The sequence below is a fragment of the Paenarthrobacter sp. NPDC018779 genome (genome assembly GCF_044391085.1).
Taxonomy (GTDB): domain Bacteria; phylum Actinomycetota; class Actinomycetes; order Actinomycetales; family Micrococcaceae; genus Arthrobacter.
The window spans coordinates 66,154-89,521 of the sequence record NZ_JBIRZS010000015.1 but is presented as its reverse complement, the minus strand read 5'-3'; the positions used below and the strand labels follow the sequence as shown (position 1 = coordinate 89,521).

Here is a 23,368-nt window from a genome sequence, read left to right as displayed (position 1 = left end):
AGGGTGGGAATGGATCATTCATTCAAAGGAGTCCTGTACCCCGCCCGCTTGCCCACGTTCCACCGGCTTCCGGCGCCTGCTTCGGTGGAGCATCTGGTGCAGTGGTTCTGGATTCCGGAGTGGGACATCGAACCCGGCCGTACTTCACGGCAGCACGTGATCGCCTACCCTGCCTGCAACCTTGTGGTGGGACTTGAGCGCGTGGATTTCGCCGGCCCGACTACGCGGGTTGGACACCAAGACCTCTCGGGGCGTGGATGGGCGGTAGGTGCGCTGCTGCGGCCCGCTGCCGTCCCGCTTTTCACGGACGACCCCCGTGGAGTCCGCGACGCGGAAGTGGACTTTGCCGCCGTCGAACTTCACCGTACTGTCACGTCGGCGATGTCGCCTTCGCCTTCGGATGCCGACGACGGCGGCGCTCGCCGGGAGCGCGCGGTGGACGCGTTTGCTCACTGGTTGGCCTTGTTTGCCGGGGCCGGGGTGTCCGAGGAGGCGCTGCTCGCCAACCGGATGATGGATCTCTTGGCTTCCGACCCGTCTGTTCTCCGTTTGGAGGACGCAGCTGCGGCGTTGGCTGTTTCGCCACGGACATTGCAGCGGGTGGCGCGGAAGTACATCGGCCTTAGCCCGGCGGCGCTGATCCGGCGACGTCGTTTGCAGGACGCGGCTGAGCGGGCGCGGTTGGACGCGTCGGCTGACCTGGCCGCGATCGCAGCCGAGCTGGGTTATGCCGACCATGCCCATCTCACGAATGACTTCCGGAAGTACCTGGGTTTTACGCCGAGTGGGTACCGGCGGGCTGTGTCGGGAGGCTAGGTTTTTGCGTTGTCCTCGGCGGGGCCGGGGGCGTTTGCGGTGCCGGGTTGGCTGGAGTCCTGTTCGCTGGCGGAGCCCGGTTCGCTGAGGCGGCGGCCGAACGCGGCGCCGGCGGCGTCCGGCAGGATGTTCGAGCCGAGGCCGAGCGTGCGGGACTTCAGCGAGCCACCCAGGATGTTGCCCTCGCCTTTCATGAGCCCTTTGAAGCCCTGCTCGGCGACTTGGGCGGCATCGTCCTTTTCTTCGGCACCGACCCTTGTGTCCAGAAGGTCTGCCTTCTCGAAGAAGGGCGTCTCGGTGGGGCCGGGAAGGAGCGTTGAAACGGAGACTCCCGTGTCCTTCAGCTCGTTGCGGAGTGCTTGGCTGAACGACTGGACGAAGGCCTTGGACGCCCCATAGATCGCCTGGAACGGGGCGGGGGTCCGGGCGATGATCGAGGACGTGAACAGGATCTGGCCTTCATCGCGGGCGGCCATGTCCCTGGCGACCCACTTGGCGATGCTGGCCGTCGAGGCGACGTTGAGGTTGATGATCCTGAGTTCCTGGGCGAGATCTGTCTCGATGAACGGGCCGCCTGTTCCGATTCCGGCGTTGATGGCGGCTGCTTGGAGGGGCTTTCTGAGTGAGTTGATTGCGGATTGAAGGGTTGATGCGCCGTGCCTGTCCGCAAGGTCGATCTGGAGGGGGATGGGTTCGCCGCCCAGACCCTGGAGGCTCCGGGCGGCGCTGCGGATGTCCTCTCCGTCCGCGACCATGACTGTGTCGAAGCCGTTGCTGAGGAATTGCCTGGCGAGTTCGAAACCGATGCCGGAGGAGGCGCCGGTGACCAAGGCGAGGGGACGGTTGCTGGGAGTCATGACGGTTCTTTGCTTCGTTCCGTCCATTCTAAGGGTGCTTAGTATTTGTTGGGAGGGGTTCCTTGCAGGAGGGCCGCGGAGTGTCAGGTTGGGTTCTTTGGGGTTGCTGTGAGGCTGTCAGGAAAGTGCTTCGGAGGGCCTAATCTGACGGCTTTTGGGGGCGGTGCCTAATGTCAGGTTGGGGTGTAGCTCTCTGGTCAACGGGCGGTAAATGCTCAGGGATATTCAACTGAGACCACGATGCACCTTGGCGCAGACTTCCCGTGTGAACTGTCTCTCCGGGCGGAGGATCACTTGATGACTGCTGCTAAGCGTTCCAACCCTGTTTTGACGGAGTCAGCAGACCAGAAGGGCAATCGGAGGTAGTCGTCGAAGGCGCCGACTGCGGAGAAGGACGGCCCTGGCGTTAAACGCACTCCTGCGCGAAGTGCGGTGCGTGCGATCTCTTGCATGTTAACCCCGGGTGCACGGACCCAGAGTCCGCTTCCCCCGGAGGGTTCGGTCCATGACCAGTATGGGAATCTGGACGTGATTTCGTATTCCGCCAGCTTCAGTGACTTTCGGAGGGTTTCCAGCCGTTCCTGGCGGGCGGCAGTGGTGTGTGGAAGGAGTTGGAGGGCGAGTGTTTGGCTGGGGATGGAGGTTCCCAGGTCCATAGCGACTTTGTGGCGCTGAAAGCGGGCTATGACGGGTTTGGGGCCACGGATCCACCCGATACGCAATCCACCCCAGAAGAGTTTCGACATCGAACCGATCGTGATTGTCATGGGCGCGTCGATTGCGTGATGCAGCGGCAGCGGTGCGATTTCTTCGGTCAGTGCCAGGTCAGCGGTGCTCATGTCTTCGACGATCATCAGTCCGCGCTCGGTGGCTATTGCCGAGATGGCCTTCAACTTCTCGGAGGAGGTATTGATCCCCGTCGGGTTGTGCGACACGGGGAGCGTATACACGAATCGAGGTGCCGTGTGCCGGGCTATTCGCTCCAGTGCGGAGACGTCCAGCCCATTGGGTTCCATCGGAACGGTGTAGAGGCGGGCGCCCCTTGATCGGAAGGCGTCGAGGGCACCCCGGTAGGTGGGGTCTTCGACCACCACGGGGTCACCGTCGTCTATCCAGGCGCGGGAAATAATCTCGAGGGCTTGCTGTGAGCCGGATGTGATGAGGATTTCGTCGGCATCGGTTGTTCTGCCCGAGAGTGTGTATCGGCGTGCGATCTCTTCCCTGAGCCGGGGCATCCCTCGGGGTTCGTACCCGTCGCCTTCGAAGGCCTGGTCAATGAGCTCAAGCTCGATGTTTTTCCACTCCCTTGCGACCAGGGCCAATCCCGGCAGGGCACCGCTGGAGAGGTTAATTATGGGTCCGGACGTCGCTTCACTTGTTGGCCGTTCAGCGAATCCGTCCAGGCTGCGTTCTGGTTCAATCCTGTCGCGGTTCTCCTTGGTGCTGTCCACGTTGGGGCGGTGCACCCGCCAGCCACTTCCCTGAAGGCTCTGCAGGACGCCTTGTTCCTTAAGAATTCCGTAGGCGTCGGCGACGGTCGCCCTGCTGACGCCCAGGGCGGAGGCCGCTGCGCGTTCGGCCGGCAACGCGGACCCGAAGGAAATTTCCTGCGCCCGGACTACTTCGAGGATGGCGCCGGCGATCTGCTCAGCCTTTGTTCCGCGGGTGGTTTCCCACCCTCGGAGGAGCTGCGCGAGCTGGTCATCGCTGATGCGACCCATTGATTATCCAATCTTCAGGAATTGGCATGGACTGTCCAATTATCCCAAACATACTCTGAATTGGACCTAGTGTTCGCCATCACTATGAAACATTGAAAGGAGAGCGATGCCTACAGTTGCGTTGCTCGGAACACTTGACACCAAGGGGGTCGAGTACGCCTGGATGCGCGAGCGTCTCGAAGCCCTTGGTCATCAAGTGCTCGTTGTGGACGTGGGAGTCACCGGCTCACCTTCGACGGCGTCCACCGCTTCGCGTGAGGAAGTCGCCAGGCGGGCTGGTACCACCATCGATGATTTGGTCCGCGCCAACGACCGGGGCAGAGCCCTCGCTGCCATGGCTGCCGGCGCCACCGAGGTGGTCCTTGAACTCGTTAATCGAGGCGAAATTGATGCGGTCCTCAGCGTCGCCGGTTCGGGCGGTTCGTCGGTAGCGTCAGCGGTGATGCGGGCCCTGCCGATCGGGTTCCCCAAACTTCTCGTCAGCACCATGGCATCGGGTGATGTCTCACCCTATGTGGGAGCTGCTGATGTGACGTTGATGTACAGCGTCGTGGACGTCGCTGGCATCAACCGGTTATCCGAAGCCATCCTCGGTAACGCCGTCGCCGCGGTGGCTGGGATGGCCACGGAAAACGAGGCAAGAAAGCTCAACCCTCCGGCGGATCGCTCCCGTCCGCTGGTTGGTGCGTCGATGTTTGGCGTGACCACACCGGCGGTGGAGGCGTGCCGGGCGCGGTTGGAGGAGGCTGGGTACGAAGTTCTTGTCTTCCACGCCACGGGGTCGGGCGGTAAGGCGTTGGAGGGCCTCGCCGCAGGAGGCTACCTCGAAGGTGTTCTGGATCTGACCACGACCGAACTTGCCGATGAGTTGGTCGGCGGCGTGCTGAGTGCCGGGCCCGAGCGCCTCACCGCGGCCGGGCGTGCCAGGGTGCCTCAGGTCGTCAGCCTTGGAGCGCTGGACATGGTCAATTTCGGCCCCCGTGAAACGGTTCCTGCGAAGTTTTCCGAGCGCCTGATCTATGAGCACAACAGCACGGTCACGTTGATGCGGACCTCTGTGGCCGAATCGGCGGAGTTGGGGCGGATACTCGGCGAGAAACTCGTTGGGGGGTCCGGGGCAAGGACCGTCGTCGTACCACTTCATGGAGTGTCAGCCCTGGATGTGGACGGAGGACTGTTCCGTGACGAAGCTGCTGATTCCGCCCTGTTCAACGCCCTGGAGCAGGCGTTGGCCGGCAGCGACGTCGAGCTGGTCAAAGTCAGCGCCCACATCAATGATCCCGAATTTGCTGAAACGGCCACGGCTGCCTTGCTGGAGCTGATGGTCAACAACAAGAAAGTACGAACATGACCCGAGAGAGCATTTTGGCAAAGCTGCAGCAAACAGCCGACGCAGGTGTCCCCATCATTGGAGCCGGGGCAGGTACCGGCCTGTCAGCCAAGTTAGCCGAGGCTGGGGGAGCGGACCTCCTTGTCATCTATAACTCCGGACGGTACCGCATGGCCGGCCGCGGTTCACTCGCCGGGCTGCTCCCCTTCGGGGACGCGAACCAGATCGTCGTTGAAATGGCGCGCGAAGTGCTGCCTGTCGTCAAGGACATTCCCGTCTTCGCCGGTGTTTGCGGAACCGATCCCTTCCGGATCATTCCCAGGTTCCTCGACGAACTCGCCGGCTTGGGCTTCGCGGGAGTGCAGAACTTCCCCACAGTTGGCCTGTACGACGGAAACTTCCGCCAAAACCTCGAAGAAACCGGGATGGGCTTCCAACTGGAGGTAGACCTCATCGCGGCCGCCCATGAACGCGGCCTGGTCACCTCCCCGTACGTGTTCGATGCCGACCAAGCACAGAAGATGGCCGCAGCTGGAGCGGACATCCTCGTCCCCCATATTGGCCTCACCACGTCCGGGACCATCGGTGCGGCGACTGCAGCAACACTGGACGAATCCGTTGAACGGGTCCAGCAGATGAGGGACGCCGCGGTCGCCGTCAACCCCGACATCATTGTCCTTTGCCACGGCGGGCCAATCGCCGAACCGGAGGATGTGGAGTACATCCTTGCCCGCACCGAGGGCATCGACGGCTTCTTCGGTGCCTCATCCATGGAACGGCTCCCCACCGAACGGGCCATCACCGAACAGGTCAAAGCCTTCAAGAACCTGCCCATTCACGTCTAGGAAACAATCATGCTGATCAAAACGACAGAAACCCGGACCCTGCCCGTCCGGAACCCCATCACGTACCCCGTACATGAGGGCCGGAAATTTGTTCTCACCGGCGGAGCCCGCGGGCTGGGACGGGCCACCGCAGAACTGCTCATCGCCCAAGGAGCCCGCGTCGCGCTCATCGACGTCCTTGAAGACGAACTCAAAACCACCGCCCAGGAACTTGGGGGAGAAGCCGCCGGAGTCTACGCAGTCAAGGGCGACTTGTCCGACACCACGAGCATCCATCAAGCCGCTGCCCGGGCCATCGAACTCCTCGACGGTGTCGACGGCCTAGCGAACATCGCCGGTATCGTCCGCCACTCCAACCCGCTGGAGATTCCCGCCCAAGACTGGGACATCCAACTCAAAATCAACCTAATTGGTTCCTACGAATTCTCCCGTGCCGTCGCGAAACATCTCATCGAGACCGGCCGCCCGGGAGCGATCGTCAACGTCGCATCGGAAGCCGGAAAGGTCGGCCACGCCGAATCCCTGGCCTACAGTGCCAGCAAGGCCGCGGTCATCAGCCAGACCAGGATGTTGTCGGCTGCCCTCGCCTACGCCGACATCAACGTCAACTGTGTGTGCCCCGGAGGCATGCCCACCAAAATGCTCCGAGAAGTAGCCGACGCGTACTCCGGAAAGATCGGGCAGGCCGCCGAAGACATCTTCGATGCCATGGAAAACGAACAGGTCGGACGCCACATCGAAGTAGCCGAAGTCGCGAGGGTCATCTCGTTCCTCCTCTCCGATGACGCATTCGCGATCCGAGGCCAGGCCATCAACGCCGACGGCGGAAAAACCCCCTACTGAACCCGACACAGAACAGGATCAAACTCATGAGCGATTCGAGCCACCGCACCCCGTCCGAACTGTCTACCTGGACCTTCGACTGGGGCGCGATCAAATGGCACGTAACCCCCGAGACCATCAAGAACGCCACCTCCACCCTCGGCGAAGTCATCATCACCCCAGGCAAGGGACACGACCGGCACAACCACCCAGATGCTGACGAGGTCCTTTACTTCATCGAAGGACAGGGTACCCAGACCGTTGGCGACGAACCAGCTTTCGACGTCAAAGCCGGCGACGCCGTATGGATCCCGCGCGGAACCGAGCACTCCACCTTCAACACCGGGTGGGGTCCACTGCGCATCATCGCCACCTACACCCCTGGCGGAGCGGAAAAGCCCTTGCGTGACCTTCCCGATTTCAAAGAACTGAACCCCGGCGAACTTCCCTCCTGGACCGCCGGTCAACCCGCGTAGCAGCTGCACCAAAACCCACCTGGTTGCCGGCCATTCGGCCAGGCCGGCAACCGCGCAGGTGACCCTCCGCCCACGAACGCGGACCCCGCAACCAGCCGCCCCAACAAGCATCCACGTCACAATGAGGAGACGTACCAAATGAGCGCCACCCAACACCCCGGCACCGAAAAAGACCCAACAGCGCCCCCTGCACCCACGGTTGCCCGAAACGCCGTCGACGAGATACCACCGCGCGGCCGGATGATATTCCTGAGCCTTCAGCACCTGCTCACGTTCTACGCCACAGTTCTGGTCCTTCCGATCATCATCGCGGCAGGCATAGGCCTCTCCAAACCCGACACCGTCGTGCTGCTCGGCGCCGTCGTCCTGGTCAGCGGCATTGGTACCATCATCCAATCCGTCGGCGTATGGAAGATCGGCATCCGGCAGCCACTCGTGCTCGGCGGCTCCGCCGTCGTCATCGGCCCCACCATCGCCATCGCCAACGCCAACGGCGCCGGTTCAACCGGTCTGCTGGCCGTCTTCGGAGCCTCGATCGTCGCCGGCGCCGTCGTCTTCGCACTGAGTCCCCTCTACGGAAAACTCCTGCGCCTGCTCCCACCCGTCGTCACCGGCTGTGTGATCGCCATGGTCGGATTTTCACTGCTGCCCATCACCGTGAACCTCATGGGCGGCGGCAACCCGACCGCCCCTGATTTCGCGAGCCCGGCAAACCTGACTATCGCCGGTACAACATTGCTCGTAATCCTGGTTCTTTTCCGCTTTGGTCGCGGACTGCTCAAGAGCCTGGCGATCTTCATCGGCCTGATCGCCGGCACAGTCACTGGAGCCGCCGTCGGAGTGGTCGACTTCAGCGGCATCGCCGACGCCAACTGGTTCGATGTTGTCCGTCCCTTCCACTTCGGCCTGCCAACGTTCGAGATCGGCGCGATCATCTCCATGACCGTGGCCATCCTCATCGTCGGTGTCGAATGCACCTCAAGCTACTTCGCCATGGGCGAGATCGTCGGCCGTAAACCACTCGGCAAAGACGTCCAACGCGGAATCGCCGCCGAAGGTCTCTCCGCGATGATCGCCGGCATCTTCAGTGCAGTCCCTCCGACCACCTTCAACGGCAACGTGGGCCTAGTCCGCGCCAGCGGCGTCAAAAGCCGGTGGGTGGTCGCACTCACCGGTGTCCTGATGCTTATCGTCAGCTGTCTGCCCAAGATCGCCGCCGTCGTGTCAATCCTTCCAACGCCTGCAGTCGGCGCTGCACTGCTGACCCTCTTCGGCATTATTGCCACCGTTGGAATCCAGACCCTGGCCAAGGTCGAACTGACAAACGACAAGAACCTCATCATCATCGCCATCAGTCTTGGCGTCGGCTTCATCCCATCCTCTTCGGCAACCTTCTTCCACACGGCACCCGAGTCAATCCAAATGGTCCTGCAAAGCGGCATCGTCCTGACCGCCATCGTTGCCATCCTTCTCAACCTGGCATTCAACGGATTCACATCCAAAGCAGACGTCGAACACGAGATGGAAGAAACGCCCCCCGCCTAAGGTTGGGCCATCATTACCAAGATGGCGAGCACCCCAGCGCCAAAGAATGACCGCCTGAACACGTCAAAACTCAGCCCCACGACCGCATGCGGTCAACGGATACGCGCGACGACTACTGAGCCGCGGGCAGCCAGTTCGTCCAGGCCTCTCAAAAGGAAACAGGGTGGACAAAACAAAACAACTCAAAGATGGCCGGGGCAGAAACAACTCCCCGGCCATCATGGCAATCAGCCCGGCCCAGGAAAAAGCCATCAGAGCATGGCTGGAGAACACTTCCAGCGAACAGGCCGAGTTGGTGCTTTGGAGCCCACTGGAACCGGAACCACAAGACAACACATGGTCGCACCTCGGAGAAGGCGACAGAATACGAGCCATAACAAACGGCCGCATCATCACAGGCATCGTTGACTGCATAGCTGACGACGGTTCAATATTCTGGGTCTGGCAAGACTCAGGACAAGGACGGACAATGATCCACGAGGGAGATTCTGCAACCGTGTTTGTAGACGAGTGCTGAAACCCGAACCTAGGGGACAGCTTCAAAGTTCCGAAGCGCGCTCCGAATCGATAGTGATTTGATTCCACCAGCGGCCGCTGATACACAAACCGCACGCTCGGACTCCCCATTAGCCTTAACTCCTAACCCAAGCTTGTGCTCGTAAAAGGATGACGGCTATGCCTGCCGCTTCGTCAGCGGAGGTCCGCCACCTGCGTTGGGAAGGAGGTCTCCACCGGCCCTTACCTACCGTGGTAAACAAGAACCACAGCCCGAGACACCAGGCGTCGTTGTCCGTGACGAGCATTCGCCCTAGTCCATCGAGCCGTACCCAGATTAGGGACGCGTCATCCGAGATGTCATCTATGGTTCCAGGTCGAGGAATCTCGTGTGGTCGCTGAAGCACAACTCGGTCCCCGCGGTGCAAGGAGCCCCAGTCGTCGGGGCTGAGGGCAAGACCCGGTGTTCGGCATGAACTCCTCCATTGCTTATGTTCACGTCAGTGCCTCGGCTGGCGCGGGGGTGGCAGGCGTGGCGCTGGGCCGTTGCAGATGTGGTAGGACAGAGCGATGTGGCTCAGGACTTCGGGGTGTGGACGGTTAGGCCGGTGACCGACACCTTCGTGCCTGCGCTTCCGAATCGTTCGCCGCGCTTGTCGGACCATTCGATCAGGGCTCCGTCGACAGTTAGAACGAGTCGGTAGGTGCCGGGTGTCAGCTGCGGGCTCACGTAGCGGTAGCCGTGTTCCGGGACTTTGGCGTAAAAGCTGACGTAGGAGCTGGTTATGCAGTTCTCTTTGCTGTCCATGATGTCGATGCAGGCATATGCGCCGTTTGGCTGTGCCGTTCCCATGAGGGTAATGCCTGAGCCGTCGAAGGGGACTTCGAGGGTCTCCCCGGCGAGGTCGGATTCGAAATCTATCTTGATGCCTGGGCCTGCGACCTCAACGGTATTCCCTGTTTTGGGGTTCCAGGACGATGCGAAGGTAGCAATTTCCAGACGCCCTTTCTTCGTCGTCAGCGGCTGCCAGACGTATGTTGCGGCTGAGGCTTGGTGCGGATAGGACCAGCGGTCGCCCATGTAGATGGGTAGGGTCTTCCCCGATTCCAGGGTTAGCTGGAAGGAGAAGGTGCTTTGGGAGTTGCAGGTTTGGCTCCCGTCCGGGGCGAAGACACCTTGGTACGTCCATGGTCCGTTGAGTGATGGTGCGGACAGGTGAAAGTTGTCGTTGCTTTCCCAACTGGTCTTGTGGGAGAAGAGCATGAAGTAGGTGCCGCCTGTTTTGACCATCGTGGGTGACTCGCCGCCGGGAGCGATCCCGCGTGTGACGAGTTCTTCGGCGGTGAGCAGGTCAGGACTGAGCCGGTAGATGTCTCCTTCGTGGACCAGGAGGTAGGCGGTGCCGTCATCGTCTTGGAAGCTCCCGATGTCCCAGCGTCGGATCGGCTGGTCCTTGAAGGTCAGGGGCCCGGTGATTGCATAGTCTCCAGTGATGGTGTCTGAGGTGGCCAGCCCGATGATGGGGTCCTGGTAGTTGCCGTTGTCGGAGTGGAAATACATTGAGTACCGGCCGGTGGAGGCCGAGCGCATTACCTTTACGCGTTCGCCGACGCGGCCGGGTCCGAGCAGCCCGTCTGCCTGGCGGGGCAGGACTATTTTCTCGAACCTCCAGTTGGCGAGATCTTCGGATGAGTAGCAGCTGAACCCGGCAAATTCATTCACGTCGTCAGTCTTGTATTCGCCGAACAAGTAATAGCGCCCGTCCTCCTCCAGGAGGCAGGCTCCGTGCGCGTTCACGATGGTTCCTCGGTCATCGAACCACGGCACGCCGCTTATGATCAGCCGGTCTTGCCCATCGTTCATCCCTTCACGGACCCGGCCGCTAAGCCTGCCACGATCCAGCGCTGGCAGAAGAGGAAGAAGATGGTGACCGGAACGAGTGCGATGACAGTCACAGCCATGAATTGCGGCCAGTTGGTGGTGAACTGCCCGACCGCGTTGTAAACCTGAAGGACAATCGTGCGGTTTTCCGTGGAGGACAGAAGCACGTTTGGCCAGAGGAAGTCGTTCCACGTGGCCAGGGTCTGGAAGACGACTACGGTGGTGAGGATTGGGGTGATGAGCGGGAGCACGATGGAGCGGTAGATCCGGAAGGGCCCTGCTCCGTCGATGCGGGCCGCCTCAAGCACATCAAGGGGTAGTTTGCGCATATAGCCGACGATGAGGAAGTAGCAGAAAACGGCCCCTCCCAGATAGATCAGGACCAGCCCGGCAAGGGAGTTGACGAGGCCGAGTGCTGCTTCCATGCGGTACAGCGGGATCAGTGTTGATTGCATCGGAATGCAGAAGGCGACCAGCAGAACGGTTCCGACCGCCGCCGTCAGCCGGCCTTTGTGCAGAATCATCCCGTATGCGGCGAGCGACCCGATGGCGACTTGGAAGAAGACGCCTGCGACGGTGACGATGAGCGTGTTCGCGAAGGCGCGCGGCACGTTGCTGGTGGCAAAGACGGTGGCAAAGTTTTGCAGCGTCCAGTTTTTGGGCAGTCCGAGGGGGGATTGAGCCATGTCGATCGGCATCTTGAAGGCGCTGACGACGATGTAGTAGAGCGGGATGGCCATGAAGGCGGTCAGGGTGAGCATGACGATTGAACGGATGGCATACCGCTGTCTCTGGCGGGTCCTGGTGCTCATTCGAACCTCCGGGTAAGGGCGCGGGCAGCCAGAAGCTGCAGCAGGATGATGGTGAGGCATGCAAGTGTGAACAGTACGGCGAGGGCGGAGCCGAGTCCGTAGTCTGACTGGGACAGCCCTTCGACGAGAATCGATTGGGTGATCGTGTTCGTGGAATATCCCGGACCGCCCTTCGTCATCGCGAATGGAAGGTCGAATACCTTCAGCCCGCTGGTCATCAGCAGAAAGGAGGACACGACGATGGCTGGGACCAGCTCAGGCAGTGTGATGTGCCAGAACTGCTGCCGACCATTGGCTCCGTCGAGTTGCGCCTGTTCATAGAGGTCACCGGGGATCGACTGGAGGTAGGCCAGATAGAGGGTGGCGTGCCAGCCGACGTGGGCCCAGAGACCAACGAATATGACGCAGAACCGTGCCAGGTCGGAGTCGGCCAACCATGGGACCGCATCGAGTCCAAACCAGCGCAGGACAGAGTTTAGTGCCCCGGTTCTGAGCGGGGAGAAGATGAATTGCCAGACCAGGCCGATAATGACCAGTGATGGGACTCCGACGAAGAAGAAGATTGAGCGTGACAGGGTGCGTCCGAAGAATTTTTTGTTCAAGGCCACGGCAAGGGGAACAGCAAATGCCGTGATGAGGACCGTTGACACAGCAGTGAAAAGAAGCGTGAATCCGAGTCCCGTGATCAGTGACGGGTTGGTGAACACGCTGGCATAGTTCGCCCATCCGACCATGTTCACTTCCGGTCTCAGGCCGTTGAAGTCGGTGAATGAGTAATAGATGGTCTGGGCCAACGGGATCGCGTACAGCACAACGAAGACAGCGGCGACCGGCAGCAGGAACACCGAAGAGGCTGCCGCGTCCCGCCTTCCCCGTATCCGACCCTGCCTACGGGGGAGGGGCCCGCGTGCCGACGTCAGGTTGCGCGGCAACGCTTTTTGAAGTGTATTTGCCATGCCGGTGGTGTTCCTTTGAGCGGGATCGATGGTTGAGGCCGCCGGGGACTCCATGGTGGAATGCCCCGGCGGTTGTGATCTACTTTTGGGCGTTCCACTTGGCATCGAGGGCTTCAGCAACGCTCTTGGGCGTCGCCTTGCCCTGAATGAGCAGCTGCCACTGTGAGGTGACTTCCTGGCCCATGACCGTTCCGGCTTTGGGCCAGTTGACCCAGTAGTACTTGCCGTTCTTGATGTAGTCCCTGTAGACCTCCTGCAATTGAGGTGCAACCTTGGAGTCGTACTTCGAGGATGTCGACACCTGGTTCATGTTGTCCTGGGCCAGCTGCAGCCCTTCCGCGCTGTTGATGAAGGACAGGAATTTTTGCCCAGCGGCCAGTTTTGCGCCGTCGATCTTGGAACTGATGACATACGGAGAGTCGGGGCCGCCTCCAACGAACGGCTCACCACCGTCTACGCCGGGGAAGGGCGCCGCGGCGAAGTCAATGCCGGATGCGTTCAGATCCTTGAAGTCCCACGGCCCGGAGCGGAACATCGCCACCTGACCCGTCATGAACTGTTCCTTAATCTGTGCTCCACTGACCCCGACCGCCGTAGCCGGCAGAACGCCCTGCGTCACGAGTTGCTGCCACTGTTCGATGACCGGAGTCCATTCTTGAGCGAACGTCTTTTCGCCGCTTAAGACCGGATCTTTGCCGTTCTGGCCCTGGGCCGCGTAGAGGCCGCCAAGCATTGGACTGAAGGATCCGGAAACGCCACTCGTATCCTCCATATAGGGGATCACGTCATGTTCTTTGAGCGCCTTACCGAGCTTGATGAATTCCGTCAGCGTCGTCGGCACGCTGTCATAGCCGGCCTTTTTCAACAGATCCTTGTTATAAACGATGACGCCCGCCCAGGCTGTCGGGGCCATGCCGTACACCTTGCCGTCCCTGGTGTAGAGAGAGGCCGCCGTAGGATCGAGCCCTTCCATAAAGGACTCGTGCGTCAGGTCACGTGCGTACCCGGCCCCCATGACCTCGTTGCGGGTTTCAATTGACATGTGAAACACATCCGGTGCCTGGTTGCCGGCGATGCGGGTCATCAGTGTCTGCGCATACTCTGTTGGCCCCCCTGACGCCGCACTGACATCGACGTTGATGTCCGGGTTCTCCTCCTCAAATTTGTCCACCAGAGGTTGGATGGATGCCTGGTTCTGCCAGGAAAAGTAGCTGATTGTGGTCTTGTCGCCATTACTTCCGGCGCTGCTGCCGCAGGCGCTTAGCGAAGCCATCAGCGCGGTGGCAGCTATAACAGCTGCCACAGCCCGGTGTGCCTTCATGATTGCCTCCTCGTCGAGTTTTTGTAGGTGCTGCTGCAGGCAGGCTCTTGTGCCGGAGCAAGCGAAGAATCGGTAAGTTCAAAGCGCGGGGGAAGGCCAGGAAGCCCAAAACCAGCGCAGTTCGATACGTATTGATCGATACGTATGGAAACCTTGGCACAACAAAAGTGACACCACAAGTGGAGTCCGGAATGTTTTTCCTCCGGTGCCGCACCTGACCGGCGATGGTGCCCGCGAAGAGGACCTGGCTTTAGGACCTGCGCGTGTAGTTCACGGTCGTAGCCCGCCGAGTTACCGATTCGGGTTCGACAAGCTGCAGGCGGGCAGGTTCCTCGCTGCCCGCGAGGCGGTCGAACAAGAACTGCATGGCCAGAGTCGTTAGCTTGCGTGGCTGCGGAGAGACGTTGGTCAGGGGCCTGGGGAAGGAGGTTGCCATTTCATCGGTGCAACGGCTCACCAGGGAAACGTCCTCGCCCGGAACGAGGCCGCGTGACTGGAGTAGCTGCACTATCGATTGGGTGATTCGCGGGGTACGCGCGATGATGCCAAGCCGGTCGTGGCAATGGTCAAGCAATGGGTCGGCGGTCTGGGCGATGCTGTTCCAGCTGTCGTCCTCAAGCGGAATGATCGAGAGCTCCATGCCGTGCCGATCCGCACGCTCGCGCAGGCCGGTGTAGAAGTCGTCAAGGAAGCGGTACACGCCGGCGTTGCCTGGCGGTTCGTCGTGCACGGCGACGTGACGGTGGCCCGTTGCCGCCAGTTCGTCCACCAGGAGGTGCGCTGTTTTTCTGGTATCAAAGTCGACCACATCCAGGCCGCGCGCCTCAACCGGGCGACCGACGAGTACGACGGGGAGGTCCAGGTCCGATGCTGTGATGACCCTTTCGTCATACTCCTGTACGTCCATCAAGAGAAATCCATCGCAGATTGATCTTCTCGCCAGCCTGATCAGCCCTTCCGGGCCTTCATGCAAGGTGCTGAGGATGACGTCATAGTCGTGGCGTCTCGCTTCCGCGATCACGGTGTCGATGTAGGGCACAGTCTCGACCGCGTCGTCCTCAGGCCCGAGGTGGACGACGAGTGCTATGACGTTCGTTTTGGAGGTTCGAAGAGTCCTTGCGCCGGCGTTTGGCTGGTAGCGGAGCTTGCGCATTGCCTCTTCAACCCGCGCCCGCGTCTCTGGAGCAACCTGGCGGCCATTGATGACGTAGGAAACAGTGCTTTGCGCAACTCCCGCCAGCGCTGCCACGTCGCGACTGGTGGGCGCCTTGCCACTGCGAGTATCTCTTGCCATAAGGGAACAGTACCGGCTCCGGCGGCTCATACGTGCCGGAGCCGAGAAGGGTTCGACGAGTAAGCAGGTATTGCCTGAAGGGAAAACCAGGCCTATAGTCGATACGACGCGACTGATACGTATCGATCTTCGGCTTTTGCAGCCGCCCTCTTTCATTGTGAAGGCGCCTGGATCGACGGTCCCCGCGATTCTTTCCGTGGCAATTGCGCTCTACGCCCCCTTGACGATGAGGTTCCAGATGACTACTTATTCCGCCGTCTCACCGGTCACTGACCGCGAGGCTCAAGATCGCCTTGTGCTGGACATCGGCGAGGGAGAACGATGGTGGGGTGGTTCCGCTGGTGACGGAGTGGTGATGCCCTTTGGAGACCGGTCCTTCGTCAGAAATTTGGGAATGCCCGATGGTTACGGACGCGAGGATGCCAGGCCGTCGAGCCAAAGTGCCCCCCTGCTGTTATCCACCCATGGGCGCCTCGTGTGGTCCGATAGCCCCTTCACCTTCTCCATCAACCATGGCCGCCTGACCGTTGAAGGAAGCAATCTCGTCGTCCGGCAAAGCGGAAATTCGCTGCGGGAGGCGTTCCTGGCCGCCTCCCGGGAGTTTTTTCCGGCGTCCGGTTCGGCGCCGGCTACCGAACTCTTTGCCGGGCCGCAATACAACAGCTGGATCGAGCAGCCCTACAAACCGACTCAAGAGTCTGTGCTGCGCTACGTCCGTACACTCCTTGACTCCGGCATGCCCCCTGGCGTGGTGATTATTGACGATTCGTGGGCTCCGGACTACGGCACCTGGTACTTCGACGAGGCACGTTTCCCGGACCCGGCTGCCATGACCTCCACACTCCATAGCTGGGGTTGTTCGGTGATGCTCTGGCTTGTACCTTTCGTCAGTCCTGATTCCGCAGCGTTCCGCCACCTTGAAAAGAAGGGGTTGCTGATCCGCAGCAGCGATGGCAAAACCGCGGTCCGCCGGTGGTGGAACGGCCTGAGCGCATTGTTGGACCTCACCCACCCCGAAGCAGTGAATTGGTTGACGAACCAACTCGACGATTTGGTCGACCGCATGGGCGTGGATGGGTTCAAGTTCGACGGGGGAGATATCCGCGACTACCGCGCCAACGATATAACCCATTTCCCCGCCGAACCCGTAGAAATGTGTGAACGTTGGTCCCGTATCGGCCTGCGTTACCGCTTCAACGAATACCGGGCATGCTGGCGCATGGGCGGACAGCCCCTCGGTCAGCGGCTCCAGGACAAACCGCCGGCTTGGAGTTCCGAAGGAATCGGATCGCTGATCCCGGAAATGCTGGCCCAAGGCATGATCGGGCACCCCTTTACCTGCCCCGACATGATCGGGGGCGGAGAAATTGAGGCTATGACCCGGCAGGCGGGTGTAGATCAGGAGTTCTTCGTCCGATATGCACAGATCGCGGCGTTGTCGCCCATGATGCAATTCTCTGTGTCTCCGGCTCGAGTGCTCCAGGGTGAATACCTGGAAGCGGTCCAGGCAGCGATGGAAGTGCGGGCGGTACTGTTGCCCACCATCCTCCAACTGGTCAATGAAGCCGCCATCACAGGAGAGCCCGTAATCCGGCCCATGTCCTATCACGCGCCCGGATGTGATGACATTACCGATCAGTTCTTCCTCGGCCCCGACATCATCGCCGCCCCGATCACCGAACGCGGAGCGCGAACCCGCCAAGTGGTACTTCCGGAAGGGACCTGGCACTCGGACCTGGGGGAAGTCATCGCCGGCCCCGCCACCGTTAGCGAGGGCGGGCCTTTGCTGAGGATCCCACGATTCACCCGCGGCACCACCACAAGCAAATGACAGCAATCCCACAGAGCAGCCACGACGTTGCGGCCATCGTGAGGGCACACACCTACGACCCGCTTCCGGACGTCCCTCATAAGGAAATTGCAGACCAGACTTGGTATGCCCTCCCGGGCCAATGGGAGCTCGGCTTACTCCACCGCCTGGTTCGCGAAGGTTTTGCAGCCGCCTGCGACGTCGAGTTCGCAGCAAATTACGGTGCCCTTCAATCCTCCGCGAGGTTTCGGATAGCCGGGACCGCCGGTAACTTGCTCATTCGCACGACCGGCCGGATAACCCGGACCGAGGGTGCGACCATCAAACTCGGCACCGGGGGGCTGGCAGCCGTCGAACCCGCCGCCACCGGCGTCTGGACCTTGGGCCTGGAAGCGGGCCCCGGCGTTCCAGCCGGATTTACGGTGATTGAAGGCAGTCCTGTGTTTGTCGAAGCAGTTGACGGTGCCGCGGGCTTGGTGCCAGCAGGGACAGCGTTGGGAACAACGTCAACCCCGCCCCATGAGTTGCGCAATCCCATCCACGAACTGCGCATGACACAGCAAAGCGGGCTTTGGGTCGTGCCCGCCGAAGTGTTGGGAAGGGTTGTGATCACGAGTGACGAAAAACCCCGGATTTTCGGCGGGGAGTCCCGGGAAGAAGCGGCCGCCGGCCACAGCGAGGAACAGCATCACGAGGTGCGGATCCGTGCAGACGGATGCTGGGAATCCGTACATGAACTCGGCCTGCGTTATCTCTCCGTCAGGGACACGACAGCCACGGAAGTGATAGTTGAGGCCAGGACTTACCCAGTGAACCGGCGGGGCTCCTTCGCGTGTTCTGACCAGCGGCTGACAGACATCTGGGTCACTAGCGCCTATACCCTGCGTCAGTGCGCGCAAGGCATGATCGTGGACGGCATTAAACGCGACAGGATGCCCTGGATGGGTGACCTGGCTCTCGGTGTCCTCGGCTTCGCGCACGCCTTCGGAGACCCAAAGATCATCGAACGTGGACTGGTCGCGCTCGGTCAGAACCGGTCCGGTTATATCAACGGCATTGTTGACTACTCGCTGTGGTGGCTTATCTGCACCGCCGCCTACGCCCGCTACTTCGACGCCACAAAGTACCTGCGGGCTCACGCAGACCACATCCACGCCTTCACCGCCAAACTGGCAAACGAAGCCGATGACAGGGGAGTGCTCAGACCCCAGCCCGGCGACGACGCCTATGCCAAACCCATCTTCATTGACTGGCAGGTCCAAGTGGACCCTGAACGGGACAACTCCGCACTCCAGCTCCTCTGGTACTGGGCATTGGACAGTGCCGCATCGGTTCTCCGTGTGACCGGTCACCCTGGAGCGGGTACATGGGAAGCCTTGGCGAAACGGCTTCGCGCCACACTGTTCGACACCGCCTGGGACGATAGCTCCAAGAGTTGGCGTGAGTACCTGGATTCATCACCCAGCGATTTCCCGTACCCCAATCTCTTCGCATTAGCCTCAGGCATCATGGGAGGAACAGACACCTCCGGTGTTTCCCAGGCTCTTCGCGATGGGCCACGAACCCGAACCCCGTTCATCACCGCCTTCGCCCTCGATGCCCTGGCGCGCAGCGGCAATCAGGGTGCTGCCGTGGAAGCCATCCGAGCATTATGGGGAAGCATGCTCGACGCCGGTGCCACCACATTCTGGGAAGAGTTCCACGAGGACGGCGCAGGGATCTACGAGATGTACGGGCGGCCGTTCGGCAAAAGCCTCTGCCATGCCTGGGCCGGAGGCCCCGCGCGGCTGCTCCCCGAAATTGTATGCGGCATCAGACCGGTAGGACCTGGCTGGTCAACGTTCGAAGTCCGGCCCCACCTCGGTAACCTCGGATGGGCCGCAAGCATCACGCCCGTCCCAGGAGGGGAAATTACAGTAATCGCTACCCCGGAGCAGACCACCGTGCACGTTCCTGCCGGACACACCCTGCTGCACGACCGTTCCCGGTACCAAGGCCCTCAAGAAGTCAAAGTCATCACCCAGTCCCGTGTCCAAACCTCATCCTGACGGACTGAGGACCGCCCGGCGCGCCAACGAGGGCTTCGACAGTGAGGCGCGAAGTGTCACTGAACGGCGGGACGGCCCGGCCCGGAAGACGATGAGCCGTTGATGGGGACCCCATTTGTGACCCGTAGGAACTCAAGTTTCTCCGCATCTGGGGATCCTGCGGCCACAGTGTATACGACGAGCCGGATATCGCTGCCGGGGACGGTAAGTACGTCGCAGTCGCACGTCACCTCACCGACCTGCGGGTGCACGATCGTTTTTCGGGCTGAGACGTGATGACCGACCGCGCCCTCGCTCCACAACCGACGGAACTCGGCGCTGGTGGAGCGCATGTCGGCGACGAGGTCGAGCAGCCCCTGGTCACGGGGGTAGTCGACCAGTGCCGTCCGCAAATCGGCCACGAGGGCGGAGCTCAGAGAGCCGTCCTCCAGATCGACGGGCCAGGCCGAGAGTCTCGGGCCCATTTCGGCAAACACCGACCGCACAAGGTTCCGCTCGACCCCCGACCGTTCGCTGGGGTCGCCCAGCAGCACTGCCCAGGCGGGAGTCCATGACAGTAAAGTCCAGTCCGCGCTGAATACGCCGGCAGGAAACTCCCCGAGCCGAGCGAGCATCCGCTGAATCCCCGCTGGAACATGTGTAGAAATTCTTCCCGCCTGTGGCGGCAGGAGGCCTGCCAACCGGTAGGCATGTTCGCGCTCTGCCGGTGAAAGTTGCAGTACCCTCGCGAGACTCGCGACGACCTGCGCGGACGGGCTTGTAGAGCGACCCTGTTCCAGCCGCACCACGTAATCGACCGACAGTCCTGCAAGCTCGGCAAGTTCCTCGCGCCGCAGTCCTACTGCCCGTCGTCCGGGCAGGGCCGCCCGCCCGACATCGACGGGTGAGAGGCGGTCGCGCCAGCGGTGCAGTGCTCTTCCGAAGGTCTCGTTCACTTCAACAGTATGTCCCTTGAAAAGTGGCTCTGCATGGTACTGGCAGTCCTACGGTCGCTGCGGGTGCTGGTTGTCACTCCGCCGGCAACAGAGACTTTGATGCATGACAACAACATTCATCACAGGAGCCAACAAATCCCTTGGGTACGAGACCGCCCGCCGCTTAATCGAACTTGGCCATACTGTCTTGGTCGGTGCCCGTGATCCAGAACGCGGCAAGGCAGCTGCCGAAGCGCTCGGGGCACGATTCGTGCCAATTGACGTGACGGACGACGTGTCAGTGGCTACGGCAGCAGACAACATCGCAGCCCGCGAGGGGCACATCGACGTCCTGATCAACAACGCAGGCATCTACGAACCGCATGTCCCTGCCGACCATCTCACGGCCGCCGATGCCAGCGCGGTGTTCGGAGTCAACGTCGTGGGGATCGTCCGGGTAACGAATGCTTTCCTGCCCTTGCTGCGGAACTCGGAAAACCCGGTCATAGTCAACGTGTCCAGCGGCATGGGGTCCTTTGCCGCAACCCATGACCCCGCGCGCGTCGAATCCAAGCCCGTCGCTCCGCTCTACACCTCTTCGAAAGCCGCCGTGACCATGCTGACGACGCAATACGCAAAGGCCTGGACTGACATCAAGATCAACGCGGCCGACCCGGGCTATACCGCAACCGATTTCAACGGGCACAGCGGACCACAGACAGTGACCGAGGGTACAGACGCCATCGTCCAACTGGCTACCATCGGAGCCGACGGTCCAACCGGAACATTCCGCGACCGCCTCGGTGAAATGGCCTGGTAGAACAAGTCCCGAATCCCGGCGGCAGCAAACTACTTACCGCCCACGCCCGGTAGCGCGCTGCGCTACCGGGTGCGTCCTTAACCAATAGACCGCGATCCATCTACCGAGGAAGCCGGATCTGCTCCTTATGGATCCTGGATATTGTGTGCCGGAAGGTGCCCTCCAAGAGCGTTCAACTTCATTGATGTTGTGCTCGTAGAAAGACGTTAGCTGTGCTGCAGCTTGGCCAACCGAGGCAGAAAGAGCCACGTACAGAAATCCATCCGCCGTCAGGATAGGTCGAAAGCCATTTCAGTGACGTCTGCTGATGACGGTCCTAGATTCCATCCTGACAACCTGGACGGAAGAAATCATGCTTCGGAACACCGGCGGACAGTCGGGGCGGCCTTATAAACAGAACTTTTACGTGGGCGCACTGCAACAGGAATGCATCATGACTTGTAAGGAACGCCGGGGGAAACCCATTCGCAGGCAAGTCTCCTAGGTCAGAAGGCTCTATTGTCAGGATGGGGCGTAGGTCAAATTGACCATTGGTAGCCTTCGTGGCGTTGACTTCCCAAGAACTTCACTCGGCTGTTGCCAGAGACTCGGTAGCCGGCTTGTCACCCCGCAGTTCCCAGCCGTGGCCGTTGATGACGAATGTTTCGGCGTCGAAGGTGGCCATCTCCACCAGCGGCGCTTCCAGGCCTTTCATCCGTTTAATGGAGTCGATGCGCAGCTCCCCGGTGTCGTATTCCTTAATCATGTTCCCCCGTGACGCCGTCGCCGGTGGAGTTGTCAATGACCATATCGGACCGCTGCGGAGCCCTAGTTTTTATGCGAGGTGTCGACGTTGTCTTTTGCCAGCTCAGCCATGAGGATCGCGGCTAATTGGGGGATATCGTGTCGCGCTCTGGCCCTTAGTCCGCCGAGCTCTTCCCCGAACAGCGCGTGCATGTAGAGAGGGTGAAGTGCGGTTTCCACGAATCGTTCGGCCCATGGTCGAGCAGATTCTGTGTTGGAAAACAAGGCTAAGCCCACCAGGCAGCTGGTGATGCTTTTAACGCTTTCATTGAACCCGATTCGAAATCCTTCGCGGGCAAGCTCGGGAAATGATTCCGCTTCCGCAGCGGTAACCCGCATCAAAGCCATACTAGGACCGGTAAGGGTCGCGTCAGCGAGCTGAACCGCCAAGTCAATGAGACACTCTTCGGGTGTTCCCACGGCAAATTCGATCGCGACGCGTGCACGAAAGTTTGCAACACTTCGCCGGACGAACGCGCCGAATAGTTCGGATTTGACAGGAAACCGCGTGTACAGCGTCGTCTTACTTACGTTTGCTTTCTCGACGAGCTGCTCGTACGTCGTACGGGGATACCCCTGAGCGAGGAAGAGTTCGCCTGCGGCCTCAAGGATCCGCTGTTCGACTTCGTGGGCACGCTGTGCCCGCGGCCTACCCCGCCCCGGTCGCGGGATCTCCGATGAGACTGGAGTACGCATCAGCGCTCCACCCTGTCCCGAAATCTACGCGTCATCAAAATCAGCACAACGACGATTCCTAGGCCGATTGCCGTCTCGACCACGCGGGCGAATAGGAGCCCAGACAGGGGTCCCGAACCGCCGAGAACGGCAAAGCCGATGGTCATCGGGGTAACGAAGGCCAGCGCGATCGAATAATTGCGGGCTACAGTCAACTCGGTACCGACCATTAGAAGCCCTAGCACGATAAGCAGTCCGAGGTCCGACCAGGGGATCAGGAATAGCAAAGCGGATGTCACCAATCCGATGATAGTTCCGATTAGCCGGTGGCCGGCACGCAGCAACTGTGTATGCGTCGATAGTCCGAAAACCGGGACTACAGCCGACACGACTGCCCAGTACGGGTGCGACAGTCCCACTGCCAACGCGATGAGGCCAGCCAAGCCGCCAGCCAAGGCGCACATGCCAGCATGGACAAAGCTGAGGGACAACGGCATTCTGTTGCTCCCGACCGGCTCTTTCCGTGCTGGTGCCCCCGTACGATAAGTAGAGGCCAGCGTAGGTGCGGACCATGCCAGCGTCACGACAATTGTCACCAACATAGATACTGCACCGACACCCGCTATGACAGGAACGCCACCAGCAGGAGACGGCGCGAACGCGGTGACCGCCAACGCGAAAGTGGGAAACAGGGCTCCGGGCGGCATCCATTGCCTAATGTCGGAGATCAATGTTGTCAGCCCCGCGGCGGCCGCTGTGACCAACAGGACAATTGCCGCTTTGGTGTGAACTTGCGAAAGCCAAGCGCCGAGTAGGACCAGTAGAACCTGAAGAAGGGCGACTTCAACCTGCATCCGTAATCGTCGCCTTGCTGGACTTCGCCGCCCGTACACCGCCGCCACCGATGTCAGCAGCGCGTAAGGAACCAAATCCATGCGGCCGAGCATAACGAGGATGGCCGTAGGTACGCCGGCGGATACGAACAGTCGCAGCGCCGGATGGTGCGCATCGGCATGGGGTCCGACATGGAGTAAGCCCCGGGGATGGGGGAAGATATCAGCCTTCACGTACTAATAGTACGGCATCGTACTATTAGTTTCCTGCGTGAAGGTCAGGGCCCAACGAAAGAGGGCTCCCGGTGCGTTG

The 23,368-nt window shown here is 60.9% G+C and carries 21 protein-coding genes; 10 read left to right on the top strand and 11 right to left on the bottom strand.

What is annotated here, in order from left to right:
• The first annotated feature begins 9 nt into the window (after nucleotides 1–9).
• Nucleotides 10–816, top strand: coding sequence for a helix-turn-helix domain-containing protein (locus tag ACH488_RS15535; protein WP_397325458.1), 807 nt, complete (start codon nucleotides 10–12; stop codon nucleotides 814–816).
• Here ACH488_RS15535 and ACH488_RS15530 read toward each other — a convergent pair.
• Both ACH488_RS15530 and ACH488_RS15525 read right to left on the bottom strand, forming a co-directional pair.
• Nucleotides 813–1,673: an SDR family NAD(P)-dependent oxidoreductase gene (locus ACH488_RS15530; protein WP_397325457.1), complete on the bottom strand. Its 861-nt coding sequence runs from the start codon at nucleotides 1,671–1,673 to the stop codon at nucleotides 813–815. The genes ACH488_RS15535 and ACH488_RS15530 overlap by 4 nt on opposite strands.
• A 290-nt stretch (nucleotides 1,674–1,963) precedes the next feature.
• Nucleotides 1,964–3,394, bottom strand: a complete 1,431-nt coding sequence (locus tag ACH488_RS15525) for a PLP-dependent aminotransferase family protein (RefSeq protein WP_397325456.1) — start codon at nucleotides 3,392–3,394, stop codon at nucleotides 1,964–1,966.
• 106 nt (nucleotides 3,395–3,500) lie between these two features.
• Here ACH488_RS15525 and ACH488_RS15520 point away from each other — a divergent pair, with 106 nt between their 5' ends.
• The 6 genes from ACH488_RS15520 to ACH488_RS15495 all read left to right on the top strand — a co-directional run bounded on the left by ACH488_RS15520 (nucleotide 3,501) and on the right by ACH488_RS15495 (nucleotide 8,929).
• Entirely contained in the window at nucleotides 3,501–4,745 is a 1,245-nt protein-coding gene (locus tag ACH488_RS15520; RefSeq protein ID WP_397325455.1) for a Tm-1-like ATP-binding domain-containing protein, read from the top strand.
• Nucleotides 4,742–5,569, top strand: a complete 828-nt coding sequence (locus tag ACH488_RS15515) for a phosphoenolpyruvate hydrolase family protein (protein ID WP_397325454.1) — start codon at nucleotides 4,742–4,744, stop codon at nucleotides 5,567–5,569. The genes ACH488_RS15520 and ACH488_RS15515 overlap by 4 nt, the downstream gene beginning before the upstream one ends.
• Before the next feature lie 9 nt (nucleotides 5,570–5,578).
• The gene (locus ACH488_RS15510; RefSeq protein WP_397325453.1) at nucleotides 5,579–6,412 is read left to right on the top strand and encodes an SDR family NAD(P)-dependent oxidoreductase; all 834 of its coding nucleotides are present in this window, start codon (nucleotides 5,579–5,581) and stop codon (nucleotides 6,410–6,412) included.
• Nucleotides 6,413–6,438: 26 nt separating this feature from the next.
• Nucleotides 6,439–6,867, top strand: coding sequence for a cupin domain-containing protein (locus ACH488_RS15505; protein WP_397325452.1), 429 nt, complete (start codon nucleotides 6,439–6,441; stop codon nucleotides 6,865–6,867).
• 138 nt (nucleotides 6,868–7,005) lie between these two features.
• Nucleotides 7,006–8,412, top strand: a complete 1,407-nt coding sequence (locus tag ACH488_RS15500) for a nucleobase:cation symporter-2 family protein (RefSeq protein ID WP_397325450.1) — start codon at nucleotides 7,006–7,008, stop codon at nucleotides 8,410–8,412.
• A 163-nt stretch (nucleotides 8,413–8,575) separates the two neighbouring features.
• Nucleotides 8,576–8,929: a hypothetical protein gene (locus tag ACH488_RS15495; RefSeq protein ID WP_397325449.1), complete on the top strand. Its 354-nt coding sequence runs from the start codon at nucleotides 8,576–8,578 to the stop codon at nucleotides 8,927–8,929.
• 555 nt (nucleotides 8,930–9,484) lie between these two features.
• Here ACH488_RS15495 and ACH488_RS15490 read toward each other — a convergent pair.
• From ACH488_RS15490 to ACH488_RS15470, 5 genes are all read right to left on the bottom strand, one after another.
• On the bottom strand, nucleotides 9,485–10,705 hold the full coding sequence (locus ACH488_RS15490; RefSeq protein ID WP_397325448.1) for a family 43 glycosylhydrolase: 1,221 nt from the start codon (nucleotides 10,703–10,705) through the stop codon (nucleotides 9,485–9,487).
• A 62-nt stretch (nucleotides 10,706–10,767) separates the two neighbouring features.
• Nucleotides 10,768–11,550 (bottom strand): carbohydrate ABC transporter permease, encoded by a 783-nt coding sequence (locus tag ACH488_RS15485; RefSeq protein ID WP_397325447.1) that lies wholly within the window; start codon nucleotides 11,548–11,550, stop codon nucleotides 10,768–10,770.
• Nucleotides 11,551–11,597: 47 nt separating this feature from the next.
• Nucleotides 11,598–12,611: a carbohydrate ABC transporter permease gene (locus tag ACH488_RS15480; protein ID WP_397325446.1), complete on the bottom strand. Its 1,014-nt coding sequence runs from the start codon at nucleotides 12,609–12,611 to the stop codon at nucleotides 11,598–11,600.
• A gap of 25 nt (nucleotides 12,612–12,636) precedes the next feature.
• Nucleotides 12,637–13,878: an ABC transporter substrate-binding protein gene (locus ACH488_RS15475; RefSeq protein ID WP_397325445.1), complete on the bottom strand. Its 1,242-nt coding sequence runs from the start codon at nucleotides 13,876–13,878 to the stop codon at nucleotides 12,637–12,639.
• A gap of 250 nt (nucleotides 13,879–14,128) precedes the next feature.
• On the bottom strand, nucleotides 14,129–15,172 hold the full coding sequence (locus tag ACH488_RS15470) for a LacI family DNA-binding transcriptional regulator (protein ID WP_397325444.1): 1,044 nt from the start codon (nucleotides 15,170–15,172) through the stop codon (nucleotides 14,129–14,131).
• A 70-nt stretch (nucleotides 15,173–15,242) separates the two neighbouring features.
• Between ACH488_RS15470 and ACH488_RS15465 the strand changes: the two genes are divergently transcribed.
• Complete coding sequence (locus ACH488_RS15465) at nucleotides 15,243–17,003, top strand: glycoside hydrolase family 31 protein (RefSeq protein WP_397325443.1); 1,761 nt, start codon at nucleotides 15,243–15,245, stop codon at nucleotides 17,001–17,003.
• Entirely contained in the window at nucleotides 17,000–19,030 is a 2,031-nt protein-coding gene (locus ACH488_RS15460) for a hypothetical protein (RefSeq protein ID WP_397325442.1), read from the top strand. The genes ACH488_RS15465 and ACH488_RS15460 overlap by 4 nt, the downstream gene beginning before the upstream one ends.
• Nucleotides 19,031–19,086: 56 nt before the next feature.
• Here ACH488_RS15460 and ACH488_RS15455 read toward each other — a convergent pair whose 3' ends face one another.
• Nucleotides 19,087–19,965: a helix-turn-helix transcriptional regulator gene (locus ACH488_RS15455; protein WP_397325441.1), complete on the bottom strand. Its 879-nt coding sequence runs from the start codon at nucleotides 19,963–19,965 to the stop codon at nucleotides 19,087–19,089.
• A gap of 103 nt (nucleotides 19,966–20,068) precedes the next feature.
• On the opposite strand from ACH488_RS15455, the gene ACH488_RS15450 reads away from it, so the two are divergent.
• Complete coding sequence (locus tag ACH488_RS15450; RefSeq protein WP_397325440.1) at nucleotides 20,069–20,764, top strand: SDR family NAD(P)-dependent oxidoreductase; 696 nt, start codon at nucleotides 20,069–20,071, stop codon at nucleotides 20,762–20,764.
• A gap of 565 nt (nucleotides 20,765–21,329) precedes the next feature.
• Here ACH488_RS15450 and ACH488_RS15445 read toward each other — a convergent pair.
• From ACH488_RS15445 to ACH488_RS15435, 3 genes are all read right to left on the bottom strand, one after another.
• On the bottom strand, nucleotides 21,330–21,509 hold the full coding sequence (locus tag ACH488_RS15445; RefSeq protein ID WP_397325439.1) for a hypothetical protein: 180 nt from the start codon (nucleotides 21,507–21,509) through the stop codon (nucleotides 21,330–21,332).
• A 62-nt stretch (nucleotides 21,510–21,571) separates the two neighbouring features.
• Complete coding sequence (locus ACH488_RS15440; RefSeq protein ID WP_397325438.1) at nucleotides 21,572–22,243, bottom strand: TetR/AcrR family transcriptional regulator; 672 nt, start codon at nucleotides 22,241–22,243, stop codon at nucleotides 21,572–21,574.
• Nucleotides 22,243–23,289: an FUSC family protein gene (locus tag ACH488_RS15435; RefSeq protein ID WP_397325437.1), complete on the bottom strand. Its 1,047-nt coding sequence runs from the start codon at nucleotides 23,287–23,289 to the stop codon at nucleotides 22,243–22,245. The genes ACH488_RS15440 and ACH488_RS15435 overlap by 1 nt, the downstream gene beginning before the upstream one ends.
• Nucleotides 23,290–23,368: the final 79 nt, after the last annotated feature.

Excerpts from the sequence above, each read along its gene's own strand:
- ACH488_RS15500 (WP_397325450.1), top strand. The coding sequence starts at position 7,006 with ATGAGCGCCACCCAACACCCCGGCACCGAAAAAGACCCAACAGCGCCC.
- ACH488_RS15515 (WP_397325454.1), top strand. The coding sequence starts at position 4,742 with ATGACCCGAGAGAGCATTTTGGCAAAGCTGCAGCAAACAGCCGACGCA.
- ACH488_RS15485 (WP_397325447.1), bottom strand. The coding sequence starts at position 11,550 with ATGCTCACCCTGACCGCCTTCATGGCCATCCCGCTCTACTACATCGTC.
- ACH488_RS15445 (WP_397325439.1), bottom strand. The coding sequence starts at position 21,509 with ATGATTAAGGAATACGACACCGGGGAGCTGCGCATCGACTCCATTAAA.
- ACH488_RS15510 (WP_397325453.1), top strand. The coding sequence starts at position 5,579 with ATGCTGATCAAAACGACAGAAACCCGGACCCTGCCCGTCCGGAACCCC.
- ACH488_RS15440 (WP_397325438.1), bottom strand. The coding sequence starts at position 22,243 with ATGCGTACTCCAGTCTCATCGGAGATCCCGCGACCGGGGCGGGGTAGG.
- ACH488_RS15480 (WP_397325446.1), bottom strand. The coding sequence starts at position 12,611 with ATGGAGTCCCCGGCGGCCTCAACCATCGATCCCGCTCAAAGGAACACC.
- ACH488_RS15520 (WP_397325455.1), top strand. The coding sequence starts at position 3,501 with ATGCCTACAGTTGCGTTGCTCGGAACACTTGACACCAAGGGGGTCGAG.
- ACH488_RS15470 (WP_397325444.1), bottom strand. The coding sequence starts at position 15,172 with ATGGCAAGAGATACTCGCAGTGGCAAGGCGCCCACCAGTCGCGACGTG.
- ACH488_RS15460 (WP_397325442.1), top strand. The coding sequence starts at position 17,000 with ATGACAGCAATCCCACAGAGCAGCCACGACGTTGCGGCCATCGTGAGG.
- ACH488_RS15505 (WP_397325452.1), top strand. The coding sequence starts at position 6,439 with ATGAGCGATTCGAGCCACCGCACCCCGTCCGAACTGTCTACCTGGACC.
- ACH488_RS15475 (WP_397325445.1), bottom strand. The coding sequence starts at position 13,878 with ATGAAGGCACACCGGGCTGTGGCAGCTGTTATAGCTGCCACCGCGCTG.
- ACH488_RS15525 (WP_397325456.1), bottom strand. The coding sequence starts at position 3,394 with ATGGGTCGCATCAGCGATGACCAGCTCGCGCAGCTCCTCCGAGGGTGG.
- ACH488_RS15450 (WP_397325440.1), top strand. The coding sequence starts at position 20,069 with ATGACAACAACATTCATCACAGGAGCCAACAAATCCCTTGGGTACGAG.
- ACH488_RS15530 (WP_397325457.1), bottom strand. The coding sequence starts at position 1,673 with ATGACTCCCAGCAACCGTCCCCTCGCCTTGGTCACCGGCGCCTCCTCC.
- ACH488_RS15535 (WP_397325458.1), top strand. The coding sequence starts at position 10 with ATGGATCATTCATTCAAAGGAGTCCTGTACCCCGCCCGCTTGCCCACG.